General features: G+C 45.1%; 12 protein-coding genes. 8 read left to right on the top strand and 4 right to left on the bottom strand.

Annotated elements, in window-relative coordinates:
- Window positions 1–57: 57 nt before the first annotated feature.
- Window positions 58–1,371: an outer membrane channel protein TolC gene (tolC, locus tag L2W36_RS12620; RefSeq protein ID WP_038224336.1), complete on the bottom strand. Its 1,314-nt coding sequence runs from the start codon at window positions 1,369–1,371 to the stop codon at window positions 58–60.
- A gap of 236 nt (window positions 1,372–1,607) precedes the next feature.
- On the opposite strand from tolC, the gene nudF reads away from it, so the two are divergent.
- From nudF to parC, 6 genes are all read left to right on the top strand, one after another.
- Complete coding sequence (gene nudF / locus L2W36_RS12615) at window positions 1,608–2,231, top strand: ADP-ribose diphosphatase (RefSeq protein WP_124940283.1); 624 nt, start codon at window positions 1,608–1,610, stop codon at window positions 2,229–2,231.
- A gap of 9 nt (window positions 2,232–2,240) precedes the next feature.
- Window positions 2,241–2,687 carry a DUF1249 family protein gene (locus L2W36_RS12610; RefSeq protein ID WP_006074454.1) on the top strand — a complete coding sequence of 149 codons (447 nt, stop codon included), beginning with the start codon at window positions 2,241–2,243 and terminating at the stop codon, window positions 2,685–2,687.
- Between the two features lie 28 nt (window positions 2,688–2,715).
- The gene (gene cpdA / locus L2W36_RS12605) at window positions 2,716–3,540 is read left to right on the top strand and encodes a 3',5'-cyclic-AMP phosphodiesterase (protein WP_171392217.1); all 825 of its coding nucleotides are present in this window, start codon (window positions 2,716–2,718) and stop codon (window positions 3,538–3,540) included.
- A complete protein-coding gene (gene yqiA, locus L2W36_RS12600; protein ID WP_236110190.1) occupies window positions 3,540–4,127 on the top strand; it encodes an esterase YqiA in 588 nt (195 codons plus the stop codon). The genes cpdA and yqiA overlap by 1 nt, the downstream gene beginning before the upstream one ends.
- Before the next feature lie 237 nt (window positions 4,128–4,364).
- Entirely contained in the window at window positions 4,365–6,245 is a 1,881-nt protein-coding gene (gene parE, locus L2W36_RS12595; protein WP_038224343.1) for a DNA topoisomerase IV subunit B, read from the top strand.
- Between the two features lie 2 nt (window positions 6,246–6,247).
- The gene (parC, locus tag L2W36_RS12590) at window positions 6,248–8,524 is read left to right on the top strand and encodes a DNA topoisomerase IV subunit A (protein ID WP_236110189.1); all 2,277 of its coding nucleotides are present in this window, start codon (window positions 6,248–6,250) and stop codon (window positions 8,522–8,524) included.
- 100 nt (window positions 8,525–8,624) lie between these two features.
- Here the strand turns inward: parC and degS are convergent, their stop codons facing one another.
- The 3 genes from degS to zapG all read right to left on the bottom strand — a co-directional run bounded on the left by degS (window position 8,625) and on the right by zapG (window position 11,872).
- A complete protein-coding gene (gene degS, locus L2W36_RS12585) occupies window positions 8,625–9,689 on the bottom strand; it encodes an outer membrane-stress sensor serine endopeptidase DegS (protein WP_038222997.1) in 1,065 nt (354 codons plus the stop codon).
- A 241-nt stretch (window positions 9,690–9,930) separates the two neighbouring features.
- Complete coding sequence (locus tag L2W36_RS12580; protein WP_006074467.1) at window positions 9,931–11,298, bottom strand: Do family serine endopeptidase; 1,368 nt, start codon at window positions 11,296–11,298, stop codon at window positions 9,931–9,933.
- A gap of 115 nt (window positions 11,299–11,413) precedes the next feature.
- Complete coding sequence (zapG, locus tag L2W36_RS12575; protein ID WP_038224349.1) at window positions 11,414–11,872, bottom strand: Z-ring associated protein ZapG; 459 nt, start codon at window positions 11,870–11,872, stop codon at window positions 11,414–11,416.
- 140 nt (window positions 11,873–12,012) lie between these two features.
- Here zapG and zapE point away from each other — a divergent pair, with 140 nt between their 5' ends.
- On the top strand, window positions 12,013–13,116 hold the full coding sequence (gene zapE / locus L2W36_RS12570; protein ID WP_107307031.1) for a cell division protein ZapE: 1,104 nt from the start codon (window positions 12,013–12,015) through the stop codon (window positions 13,114–13,116).
- A gap of 202 nt (window positions 13,117–13,318) precedes the next feature.
- Window positions 13,319–13,747, top strand: a complete 429-nt coding sequence (gene rplM, locus L2W36_RS12565) for a 50S ribosomal protein L13 (protein ID WP_006075739.1) — start codon at window positions 13,319–13,321, stop codon at window positions 13,745–13,747.
- Window positions 13,748–13,760: the final 13 nt, after the last annotated feature.

Genomic DNA, 13,760 nt, shown 5'->3' with positions numbered 1-13,760 from the left:
TCAGCATAAACAAATAAAAAGGGACGCATCCGCGTCCCTTTTTATTTCCGTTAGCAATTACTTCGCTTTCTTAAGGCCTGCATTGATATCAACGATATCTTGCTCGCTTAATGTACCTACCGATTGACGTAGGTTCAGAATACTAATGATGTAGTCGTAGCGAGAATCAGAAAGGTTGCTCTCGGCGTTATAAAGTGCCTGAGTCGCTTCTAACACGTCAACGATAGTACGAGTACCAACATCAAAACCAGCTTTAGTGGCTTCTAGTGCAGACTCAGCAGAAATCACCGTTTGCTCATAAGCGCGAATAGCACCAATAGAAGAGTTGATATTGTTGTTATTTGCACGAACATTCTTCACAACTGAGCGGTAAGTTTGCTCTAGCTGTTCACTTGCTTCGACGTACGCGAACTCTGCTTGTTTGGTTTGCGAGGTAATGTTGCCACCCGTGTATAGAGGCACTGATAGGTTAATACCTGCATTGAAAGCGTTACTTCCATCAAACTGGCTAGCTACATTGTTATTGTTACGTTCGTTGCCGTAGTTGTAACCACCATCCAATGTTAGTTTTGGAAGGTGACCAGAACTTGCTAACGTGATGTTGTCTTTAGCAATGTCTTGACCGATACGCGCAGAAAGTAAATCTAGGTTCTTATTCTGGGCTTCTTCGAGGAAGAAAGTCACGGATTGCTCTGGACGTGCTGCTGAGAAGCGGTCGGTATCAAGAACATCGATGTTCTTGTGCTCTTGACCTGTAATTTCGCGAAGCGCTTCATATTGGTTAAGTAAGTTGTTTTCTGCAACAACTTCATCAGCCAACACTCGGTCGTATTGTGCTTGTGCATCGTGAACGTCAGTAATCGCTGAAAGACCTACCTCGAAACGTTGCTTAGTTTGCTCTAGCTGACGAGCAACCGCCGCTTTGTTAGCGCGAACCGATTCAAGGTTATCTTTTGAACGTAGTACTTCGAAGTAAGCTTGTGCAGTACGTAGGATTAGGTCTTGTTGCGCTGCAGCGTATTGTGAATCTGCTTGACGAGCCGTTTTCTCAGCACTGTCTAGAGTGATCCAACTAGTACGGTTATAAAGCTCTTGTGAGAACCCAACACCAGCACTCAGTTTGTCACTATCGGCAGTATCGATATCGCTTCTTACTGCGTTATAGCCAGCCGTTAAGTTAATTTGTGGCAACAGAGTCGCACGAGCAGAGTTAATGGCTTCAAATGCACGATCACGTTGTGCCGCAGCTCTTAGTAGCTGAGGATCATTTTGTTTAGCTTGATCGTAGATTTCCGTTAGGGAGTCGGCCCATGCCGCTGCACTTACGCTTCCTAATGCAGCTGTGATAAATAATGGAAGCAGTTTTTTCATTTGTCCTAATCCTGCCTGATAATACTGATAAGGGTATGATTCACAGTTTAACTTAAAATGACCGTAATTCACTCGAAACTTTGCACTTTTTTACGCAAGCTCACCTAAAATTGCGACAAATAATTAACCAAAAGCAAATTTTATTTGAATTATTGCGTAAAAAGTTGAACCTTGTCGTTGGTAGAACCCCCTTTCCTTGAGTAGACTATAAGATTAACTTCAGCCAGAGGTCAGTGATGAAAGACTCTTTACAACAGCATGATAAGTTTACATCTGACGATGTAGAAATAATGTCAAAACAAACGGTGTTCAAAGGGTTCTTCGAAATGGTTCTATATCGCTTCAAGCATAGACTGTTTGAAGGCGGTTGGAGTTCCGTAATTGACAGAGAAATGTTAGTTCGCGGTGGGGCTGCTGCGATGCTGCCTTATGATCCTGTTCGTGACGAGGTAGTGCTAATTGAGCAAATCCGAGTTGGTGCCCTTGAACATGAAAACCCATGGCAGGTTGAGATCGTCGCAGGCATCGTTGACAAAGATGAAACGATTGAAGAACTGGTCCGTCGTGAATCGGTAGAAGAAGCTGGAGTAGAAGTTAAGGCATTAGTCCCCATCACTCGCTACTACCCTTCCTCTGGTGGATGTTCAGAACGCATCTCTGTATTTGTCGGGCATGTTGACGCATCACTCGCTAGTGGAGTCCATGGCCTGGAGACAGAGGGAGAGGATATACGAGTTCGCGTTGTGTCTCGTGAAGCGGCGTATCAGATGGTAGAAAGCGGAGAAATTGAAAATGGAGCTTCGATCATTGCATTGCAATGGTTAGAGCTTAATTACCGCAAATTACAGGCAAGTTGGTAGGAATTTTCTATGGTAGGCGTTGTCGATAGTAATACGTATCATGTTGATCTTGCGGAGCTAATGCGGATCTATGAAACGAATTACGCTAAATTGAATCGCTTGATTCCAACAACACCGACGGTTGGAGATGTCCGTTGCTACCAAGCGGCAAATTTGACCTATCAATTGGAAGTTCTAGAAGTGACGAAGTACACAACATTGGTCGAAATTTGCCAAGATGATGAGCTTCCTGTTTTTCCATTGCCTAAAATGACGGTACGACTCTATCACGATGCTAGGGTCGCAGAAGTTTGCAACTGTGAGCAAACTTCGCGAGTAAATGCGCGTTATGATTATCCCAACGCCAAAATGCTGCAAAAAGATGAAAAATTTCAGTTCAATCAATTTCTAAGTGATTGGCTAACTTTTTGCTTAAAAAATGGAATTAGTCGAGCTCCGATTATGTATCGAAGCTGAAAGAATTTGATGTTCAGGTTTCTATATTTTGAAAACAACACCCAGTGATGAATCTCAGTTAAGTAGCGTCAGGTTGCTGCAATTGACCGACACGCATCTATTTGCGCCGCAAGATGGCTGCCTACTGAGTGTTAATACCCAAGAAAGTTTTAATGCTGTTGTGGCTGAAATCGTTGCACAAGGCACGCAATTCGATGCCTTGCTTGCGACTGGTGATATTTCACAAGACCACACAGAAGCTTCATATGAGAAATTTGTTGCGGGAATTGAGCCGTTAGCTCTTCCTTGCTACTGGTTGCCAGGCAATCATGATTACAAACCTTGTATGAATAGCGTGGTGAACTCGCCGCTTATTCAAGATGTTACCCATGTTCTTCTAGGAGAGAAGTGGCAGGTAGTGCTGCTTGACTCTCAGGTCGTGGGAGTACCTCATGGTCGACTGAGTGATAGCCAACTCGAGTTTTTAGACCGTATGCTTTCTACGCATTGTGACAGACATACCTTAGTATTGCTGCATCACCATCCATTGTTAGTAAATAGTGCTTGGCTCGATCAACACTCGCTAAAAGATGCGGATGAGTTTTGGAACGTTGTCGAAAAGCATGACAATGTTCGCGCCGTACTTTGTGGCCATATTCATCAAGAACTAGATGAAATGCGTGGCGGAGTGCGTGTGCTGGCAACGCCTTCAACTTGTGTGCAGTTTAAACCGAACTCGAACGAGTTCGCGCTAGACGTCCGCTCTCCGGGTTGGCGTGAGCTGGAACTAAGAGAGGATGGTCGCTTGCACACCGAAGTGAAACGCCTAGCTAACGGCTCGTTTAGACCTGACTTTAACGCGGAAGGCTACTGATGACGAAAAAGAAGCCGCTGCTTTTATATATTCATGGTTTTAACAGCTCGCCTCTATCGCTTAAAGCGCAGGTAATGTCGGAATACTGCCAGAAGCATCGTCCTGATATCAAAGTGTTAGTGCCGCAAATGCCTTGTTTTCCTCAGCAAGCCGCTGAACTACTGAAGCAATTGATAGAGCGCTATCACAGTGACTATCATATTGCGTTAGTTGGTAGCTCTCTTGGTGGTTATTTGTCGACTTGGCTCAATGCTCATTATGGATTGAAAGCGGTGTTAGTGAATCCTGCTGTAAAGCCCTATGAGTTGTTGCTCGATTTTCTCGGTGAACAAGAGAACCCTTATACTCACGAACGTTATACCCTTGAGCATAAGCATATCGATGAGCTTAAGAGATTAGATGTGCCAGTGCTTAAAAAACCTGATGACTTTTGGTTATTGCAACAAGAAGGTGATGAAGTCTTAGATTATCGTCAAGCCGTGGCAAAGTATCAGCACAGTAAGCAAACGGTGGAAGCCGATGGAGATCATAGCTTTATAGGTTTTGAGCGCTATCCAGAAAGGATAATTGAGTTCTTAGCGCTTTAAAGTGGTGCTTTTTTCGTCTCTGCTTGAGGAGACAGTCATAAATTTATCCCCAACTTTGGCTTGAAACTTGACAACACTTCCTCAGAGCCAGAGTATGATGTGTCTGTACTTACGCGTAAGCCTTGGAAGTTTGTCATATTTTGACAGTAAAGTGTCTTCTAACAGGCGTGGTATAAAGCCACAATCTCTATTTTTGCTGCTAAGTATCAATCTTTATTTGAGTAAAATTTCCGTATTATGACAGAACAATATAATGCTGGAGCCATTGAGGTACTCAATGGGCTTGAGCCAGTACGTCGCCGACCAGGGATGTATACGGATACAGTGCGCCCAAACCACTTGGGCCAAGAAGTCATCGATAACAGTGTCGATGAAGCGCTAGCCGGACATGCCTCTAAGGTACAAGTAATTCTGCACGCAGACCAATCTTTGGAAGTCATCGATGATGGTCGAGGCATGCCAGTTGATATCCACCCAGAAGAGAAGATTTCAGGCGTAGAGCTGATTTTTTGTAAGCTGCACGCGGGTGGTAAGTTCTCAAACAAAAACTACCAGTTCTCTGGTGGTCTGCATGGTGTAGGTATTTCAGTTGTAAATGCCCTGTCCAAGCGTGTTGAAGTTACTGTCCGTCGTGATGGTCAAGTCTATGAAATGGCTTTTGAAAACGGCAACAAAGTTGAAGAGCTGACCGTGACTGGCACATGTGGTCGTCGCAATAAAGGCACCAGTGTCCACTTCTGGCCAGACGCCAGCTATTTTGATTCGGCTAACTTCTCTGTTACAAGACTTATCAACAACCTACGCGCTAAAGCGGTGCTTTGCCCAGGTCTTGAAATCACCTTTACCGATAAGGTGAATAACAAGGACTATAAGTGGTTTTATGAGGATGGTTTAAAAGACTATCTGGCAGAAGGCGTAAAAGGTTATGCGGTTCTTCCTGAGCAACCATTTACTGGCGAGTTTTCCGCAGAAACTGAAGCGGCAACGTGGGCAGTAATTTGGCAGCCAGAAGGCGGTGAGATGATCACCGAAAGCTACGTCAACTTGATCCCAACGGCTCAAGGTGGTACGCATGTTAATGGTCTTCGCCAAGGTTTGCTTGACGCAATGCGCGAATTCTGTGAGTTCCGTAATTTATTGCCTCGCGGTGTGAAGCTAACTGGTGATGACGTGTTCGAGCGTTGCTCATACGTTCTCTCTATCAAGATGCAAGACCCGCAATTCGCTGGGCAGACTAAAGAGCGCCTCTCTTCACGTCAATGTGCAGCGTTTGTATCTGGTGTCGTTAAAGATGCGTTCAGCTTATGGCTAAATGAAAAGCCTCAGCTAGCAGAACAATTAGCGGAAGTCTGTATTGCCAATGCGCACCGCCGTATGCGAGCGAGCAAAAAGGTCGTGCGTAAGAAGGTGGCTTCAGGCCCAGCGCTTCCGGGGAAGCTGACAGACTGTTCGCAACAAGATCTAAATCGTACAGAAATCTTCTTTGTGGAAGGGGATTCTGCGGGTGGTAGTGCTAAGCAAGCACGTGACCGTGAGTTCCAAGCGGTGATGCCATTGCGTGGTAAGATTCTCAACACTTGGGAAGTGTCTGCGGACCAAGTGCTAGCATCGCAAGAAGTACACGATATCTCGGTAGCTCTGGGCATTGACCCTGACACCGAAAATCTTGACGGGTTGCGTTACGGTAAAGTCTGTATCCTTGCCGATGCGGACTCGGATGGACTTCACATTGCGACACTGTTGTGTGCTCTGTTCACCAAGCATTTCCGTTCTCTCGTTGCTGCTGGCCATGTCTATGTCGCGATGCCTCCTTTGTATCGTATCGACTGTGGCAAAGAAGTGTTCTATGCCCTAGACGATGATGAAAAAGATGGCATTCTTGAGCGCTTAAGTAAGAAGAAAGCGAAAATTAATGTACAGCGATTCAAAGGTCTGGGTGAAATGAACCCGCTTCAACTTCGCGAAACTACGATGGATCCAAACACTCGTCGTCTGGTTCAGTTGACTATTGATGACGATGAAGCGACCGACGAAATGATGGATATGCTGCTAGGTAAGAAACGAGCAGATGATCGCCGTAGTTGGCTGCAAAACAACGGTGATATGGCTGAGGTATAACAATGTCCACTGAAATGTCTTTTGATGGCGTAGAACAACTGCCTCTGCGAAAGTTCACCGAAGACGCCTATTTGAATTATTCAATGTACGTCATTATGGATCGTGCATTGCCTTATATTGGCGACGGCCTAAAACCAGTTCAACGTCGTATTATTTATGCGATGTCAGAACTTGGTTTGTCAGCCGCAGCCAAGTACAAAAAGTCTGCTCGTACCGTTGGTGACGTTCTAGGTAAATATCACCCGCACGGCGACTCGGCTTGTTATGAAGCTATGGTATTGATGGCTCAGCCGTTTTCCTACCGTTACCCTTTAGTTGATGGTCAGGGGAACTGGGGTGCGCCTGACGATCCTAAGTCATTCGCTGCAATGCGTTATACCGAAGCAAAACTGTCTAAGTTCGCGGAAGTCCTGCTAGGTGAAATTGGTCAAGGCACGGTTGAATGGCAACCAAACTTCGATGGCACCATGAAGGAGCCAAAGATTCTTCCCGCTCGTTTACCGCATATCTTGCTCAATGGTATTACTGGTATTGCCGTTGGTATGGCAACCGATATTCCGCCACATAATGTTCGTGAAATTGCGGATGCGACCATTCATCTTATCGACAATCCTAAAGCCGATTTGCCGCAAGTGATGGACTTTGTTAAAGGTCCAGACTATCCAACGGAAGCGGAAATTATCTCGCCAAGTGCTGACTTAGAGAAAATTTATCGTACCGGTCGTGGCAGCGTGAAGATGCGCGCTGTATGGCATAAAGAGGGCTCTGATATTGTTATCACTGCCTTGCCACACCAAGTTTCGGGCGCAAAACTGCTAGAGCAAATTGCCAACCAGATGCGTGCTAAGAAGCTACCTATGGTCGATGATCTGCGCGATGAATCAGACCATGAGAACCCGACTCGTATTGTCGTGGTGCCACGTTCAAACCGCATCGATTGTAATCAGCTAATGAACCACTTGTTTGCATCGACCGATCTTGAGAAGAACTTCCGAGTTAACCTCAATATGATTGGTCTGGACAATCGTCCACAAGTGAAAGGTTTGGTTCAAATCCTATCTGAATGGATTCAATTCCGTCGCGAGACAGTACGTAAACGCCTTCAATATCGCCTAGATAAAATCCTAGCTCGTTTGCACATCTTAGAAGGTTTGTTGGTCGCGTATCTAAACTTGGATGAAGTGATTGAAATCATTCGTACCGAAGACGAGCCGAAAGCTGTGCTTATGGAACGTTTCGGAATCACAGATATTCAAGCTGATGCTATTTTAGACACCAAACTTCGTCATCTTGCTAAGCTTGAGGAAATGAAAATCCGTGGCGAGCAAGAAGAATTAGAAAAAGAACGTGAGAAGCTAGAAAAACTTCTGGGCTCTGAGCGTCGCATGAATACTTTGCTCAAGAAAGAGATTCAAGCGGATGCAGAGAAATACGGCGATGACCGCCGCTCGCCAATTGTTGAGCGTGCAGAAGCAAAAGCAATGACCGAGCGAGACCTTGTTCCTAGTGAACCAATTACGGTTGTACTGTCTGAAAAAGGCTGGATTCGTCATGCTAAAGGGCATGACGTGGATGCTAGCAGCTTGAACTACAAAGCTGGTGATAAGTATCTGGCCAGCGCGCGAGGTAAGAGCAACCAGCCTGCGGTATTCCTGGGCAGTGATGGCCGAAGTTATTCGCTTGAGTCACATTCGTTGCCATCAGCAAGAAGTCAGGGCGAACCAATTACTGGTCGTTTGAACATTAATGCTGGTACGAACATTCGCCAAGTAGTGATGGGTGAAGAGTCTCAGTTATGGCTTGTGGGGTCTGATGCAGGCTATGGCTTTGTTTGTAAGGGTTCAGATTTGCTTTCTAAGAACCGTAGCGGTAAAGCACTTGTCACGCTTCCACAAGGAGCTGAAGTGATAACGCCGTCAATGATCGGTGACCTAGAGTCAGACGAGATTCTTGCCATCACTAACCAAGGGCGTATGCTACTGTTCCCGATTAAAGACTTACCTCAACTTGGTAAGGGTAAAGGGAACAAGATCATCAACATTCCTTCCGCCAAAGCGAAAGCCCGAGAAGAGTTTGTTTCCCATCTCATGGCATTGCCACAAGGCGCGACTATCACGCTCTATGCAGGTAAACGCAAGCTCGGCTTGAAGCCTGCCGACTTAGAGAACTTCCGTGGTGAGCGCGGTAGAAGAGGTGGTTTGTTGCCTCGTGGATTGCAGCGTGTCACGCGCATTGAAGTCGACTCGGGTGAGAGTGCCTCAGAAGAAGTTCAAGAATAACTCGAACTTTACGACCAAATAAAAAAATCTCCGAGCTCGCTCGGAGATTTTTTTGAGTTCAAAGGATTAATCCATAGTCTGGTCGTTAAACGAATCCCTTTTACTCGCGAGTATCTTCGCCTACTGTAACAGGTACGGTAAGCTCTTTGCCATCACGAAGTAGCTTAACGTCAACGGTGGTGCCAGGTCTTAGATCTGTTACTAAATCTAGCACTCCCTGACGTCCATTGAGTTTGTTGCCATCTATCATGAGGACGATGTCTTGAACTTTGATTCCTGCTTTTGCCGCTGGGCCTTCGGGGTCTAAGCCAAGAACAATAATACCGCCAATATGTTCATTTCCTAGTAACCGAGCGGTTACCGAGTTAATGTCCTGCCCATCGATACCAATATAGCCACGGATCACTCGACCATCGGCAATAATCTTTTCCATGATTTTGCTGGCTAACTGGTAAGGAATTGCAAAAGAAATACCATAGGTTTCAAGGTCGGTTGCTTGTTGGAAAGAAGCCGTATTAATGCCAACTAGCTCACCAAGTGTGTTGACTAGAGCGCCACCTGAATTACCTTGGTTTATCGCTGCATCTGTCTGGATGAACGCTTGAATTCCACCGGCACTAATAGAAGAGCGTCCTGTTGCCGAAATAATACCAAAAGTAGTGGTTTGTCCCAGGTTATAAGGGTTACCAATCGCTAAGACAACATCGCCAACTTTAGGGGAATAATTGGGGTTGAGTGGGATTACGGGTAGGTTACCACCTTCAATGCGCAGAACCGCAATATCCGTGCGTTGATCTTTACCAACCAGTTGTGCTGCTGCCACTCGGCCATCTTGCAGCGCGACTATGATTTGGTCGGCATTCGCGACCACATGATAGTTGGTAATGATGTAGCCCTTGTCGCTAACAATAACGCCAGATCCCAGTCCTTGAGTGGATAGAGTGGTGCGGTCATTTTCTTTATACTGTCGACTGTAGATATTCACAACCGCAGGAGCGGCTTTACGCACAGCTTGGTTAAATGAAATCTGTAGGCTGCTATTGTCTGCAGGTTGAGCAGTCAAGTTTTGAGGTATGATGTTCTGTCTTAGAGAAGGGACGGCCAATAGTACTAATAGTGCGGTTACTAGACCCATAGATACCGATCGGATTAGAAAATTCAGCATCATTTCCTCTATTCAAACGCAAAAACCGATGTCGTTAACGTGTTCTTTCAATGACTTCTACTTTGCAAGCATAGTATTGAGAGGCGACTCAAACGAGTTAATTTCATGATATTAACTAAAAAACTCGTGTACATGAAACGACAGCTATAAAGCCAGAGGATATCATTTAAAACTTAAATAATAAAAGAGCAGCCCTAATCAGAGCTGCTCTTTCACTTAGAATTTACAATTTTGTGAGCTTCTAGCGTACAACTAAGTAAATGCTTCGGTCATCACGCTGGATATTGAGAGCTAAAACGCCAGGTTTCTTCTCAAGTATCTTACGTAGTTCGCCAACATTCTTCACTCGAGTACGGTTCACTCCGATAATGATATCGCCTTGCTCAAGTTGATATTGAGCAGCTGGAGACCCTTCCGCTACCGATTTCACTTTGACCCCTTCAACAGGGTCGCTCTTATCAGTGTTTGCGAATTCCGCGCCTGTTAGCCCTTCATGAAGTTTATCGGCCTTGGTAATGGTTTTAGCAGCTTCAGTAAGGGTGACATTAAAGGATTTTTCTTTGCCATCACGTATAATGCCGAGCTTAACTGTTTTACCAGCACCAAGCGTTGCCACTTTGGCTCGGAGCTCGCTGAAGGTCGAGATCTTCTTACCGTTAACAGACACAATGATGTCACCCGCTTCAAGTCCAGCTTTATCTGCTGCGCTGTCAGGGACAACTTGACTTACGAAAGCACCTTTACTGGAATCGTAACCTAGTGCTTCCGCAAGTTCCGAAGTGACTTCTCCACCTTGAACTCCCAGCATGCCGCGTTTTACTTCGCCAAACTCGATGATTTGTTCGGTTAAGTTCTTCATCATATTTGAAGGGATTGCGAAGCCTATCCCGACGTTACCGCCGTTAGGGCCAAGGATCGCGGTATTGATACCGATGAGTTCACCTTTCAGGTTCACTAATGCGCCACCAGAGTTACCACTGTTAATTGCGGCATCGGTTTGAATGAAGTTCTCAAAATTTTCTAGATTCAGTCCACTACGACCCAATGCAGAGACGATACCAGAGGTAACAGTTTGGCCCAACCCAAACGGGTTACCGATTGCTACCGTAAAGTCACCGACGCGCAGCTGATCTGAGTCGGCAATTTTGATTTCTGTGAGGTTTTTAGCGCCATCAACTTTTAGTAACGCTACATCTGACATTTCATCACCACCGACAAGTTCAGCATCGTACTCTTTACCGTCATGAAGTTTAACGCGGATATCTTCTGCGCCATTGATGACGTGATAGTTAGTAACGATATAGCCTTTGTCCGCATCTACGACAACACCAGATCCTAACCCTCTAAAAGGCCTTTCTTGTAATTGCTCGGTTGGGAAGTCAGGGCCGAAGAAAAAACGGAATTGCTCAGGCAAACTTTGACGGGAAACCTGAGTACCTTCAACAGCAATACTAACAACTGCGGGCGTAACTTGCTCTAGCATAGGAGCAAGGCTTGGAAGCTGTTCGCCATCGACAGATAAAGGTAAAGCAGCGGTTGCAGGTAGTGGGGCGATGATTGAACTCAAGCTTAACGATAGAACAGTTAATGCAAGCAATGGTTTTTTCATCATAAAACTCCTCTATGGATCAGTAAGGGTTATGACTCAACGAATTCTATAAAGTTCACTTGGGGTGGTGAATTAGCCAGCAATTTGTGTAATTGCTGGCCAATAGATGAGGATGTTACGAAGCTTTAGCGGTGACGGGCTCTTGTGAGACAGCTTCTGGAGCTTCAATCACTTCCTTCTTCTCTTCTCTAAGAAGTCCTGTCGCGCCATTAACGTAATCCTTTGGCGGTTCTTCTGTAGTGTTAACATCGTTTATCGTTTCTACATTGTGTTCAGCAATCTTTTTGACAAACGGGTTATCTTGCTCGGGTAGGTTTGGCAGCAGCTCCGAAGAGGTCTTCGCCATGTGTTGATAAAGCTTAGTGTAGTCTTTCCCCAATGTATCAAGCATTTCAGCGGTTTGTGCGAAATGATCAGACAATTCTTGACGCTGTTGCTCCAGTGCAAACTTCGCGGACTCAAGGTCTTTTTGGATGGTCTTTTGTTTCTTGTATTGTGGAGTAGTCAGTCGAGAAATCACAATTCCTAGAATAGCACCAACTAGCAAGCCGACAATGGCATATATCCAAGGCATAACAGCTCCTTTATAATGTTTATTAACATGTGCGTTACCAATCGGTTACACACGTCGTTTAGCCATGTTACTATGAGAATTCAAGCCAATAAAGCAAAATACGCTAATAATAACAGTTGGATCAGTGTTGCGAGTTATCCATGACGCCCATAGAAAAATACAATAATGATATTGAAACAAATGGTTTCCAAAGCGACCCCGCGCAGAGGGCTGCCGTTGAAGCCTTAGACCGTTTGCATCATGAGTACGTCGATTATTTGAACTTCGAAGCCCCTGCGTTAAGTATGATGCAGAAGCTGCTAGGAAAATCCCCCGAGCAAGCTACTCCGCCACAAGGGTTATACTTTTGGGGTGGGGTAGGTCGAGGGAAAACCTACTTAATGGACGCATTTTTCGACAGTCTGCCGACGTCTCAAAAGATGCGAGTTCATTTCCACCGTTTTATGTATCGAGTTCATGATGAGCTAAAGCGCTTAGGTGATGTGCAAGACCCTCTAGAGCAGGTCGCAGATACGTTTGCTTCTGAAGCGAAAATCATCTGCTTTGATGAGTTTTATGTTTCTGATATTACGGATGCCATGATTCTAGCCACTTTATTGCAAGCTCTATTTAAGCGTGGTGTTGTACTGGTAGCGACGTCGAATATTCCTCCAGAAAACCTATATCGAAACGGTTTGCAGCGAGCAAGGTTCCTTCCTGCTATTACTATGATTCAGAAAAACTGTAATGTACTGAACGTCGATAGTGGTATTGATTACCGTTTGAGAACATTAGAACAGGCAGAGATCTATCATTACCCGTTAGATGCCGCTGCGCATGCCAATCTAAAGCGTTATTTTGGTCAGTTAGTAACAGAGGATCGAGTTCAAGAGCAATCAATAGAGATTAATCATCGAGAAATCGAAGTGATTACCTCTGCCGATGATGTACTCTACGCCAGTTTTGCACAGCTTTGCCAAACCATGCGCAGCCAAAATGATTACATCGAGATATCGAGAATTTATCACACTGTATTGCTGGCTGATGTTAAGCAGATGGATGCCAAGTTAGATGATGCGGCGAGGCGCTTTATTGCCTTAGTTGATGAATTTTACGAGCGAAGGGTAAAACTTATCATTTCTGCTGAGGTAGCCCTTGAGAATATCTATACTAAAGGTCAGCTGGAGTTTGAATTTAAGCGCTGTATTTCGCGATTAACGGAAATGCAAAGCCATGACTATTTGGCATCAGAGCACTTAGCTTGAGGTTTTTGCCAATTTTGTCCAAAAAATAGATGATTTTTTCTTCGAGCTTCTCTATAATCCTGCGACCCACCGTTACTGCAGGCTAGTTTCTTTGAAACAAATAGCCGAGAGTTTCAACACTCGAAGGGGTGATGTATGGGCTCTTAGACAGTGGGAGCGAAAGCTCCTTAAGTGTAAATTTAATTAACGGGTTATTATTAGCATGAAAACTTTCGTTGCTAAACCAGAAACTGTAAAACGCGACTGGTACGTTGTAGACGCTGAAGGTAAAACTCTTGGCCGTCTAGCAAGTGAAATTGCATCTCGCCTACGTGGCAAACATAAAGCTGAATACACTCCACACGTTGACACTGGTGATTACATCATCGTTGTAAACGCGGAGAAAGTTACTGTAACTGGTAACAAGGCTAAAAACAAAGTTTACTACCGTCACTCTGAGTTCCCAGGTGGCCTAAAATCAATCACTTTCGAAAAGTTGATTGATCGTAAGCCTGAAATGGCTCTTGAGCTAGCGGTTAAAGGTATGCTACCACGTGGTCCTCTAGGCCGTGCTATGTACCGTAAGCTTAAAGTTTACGCTGGCGCTGAGCACAACCATGTTGCTCAACAACCACAAGTACTAGACATCTAATCGGGGATTTCGA

The organism is Vibrio sp. McD22-P3 (assembly GCF_021568915.1).
GTDB lineage: Bacteria > Pseudomonadota > Gammaproteobacteria > Enterobacterales > Vibrionaceae > Vibrio > Vibrio mediterranei.
This window is presented reverse-complemented; position numbering and strand designations above follow the sequence as displayed.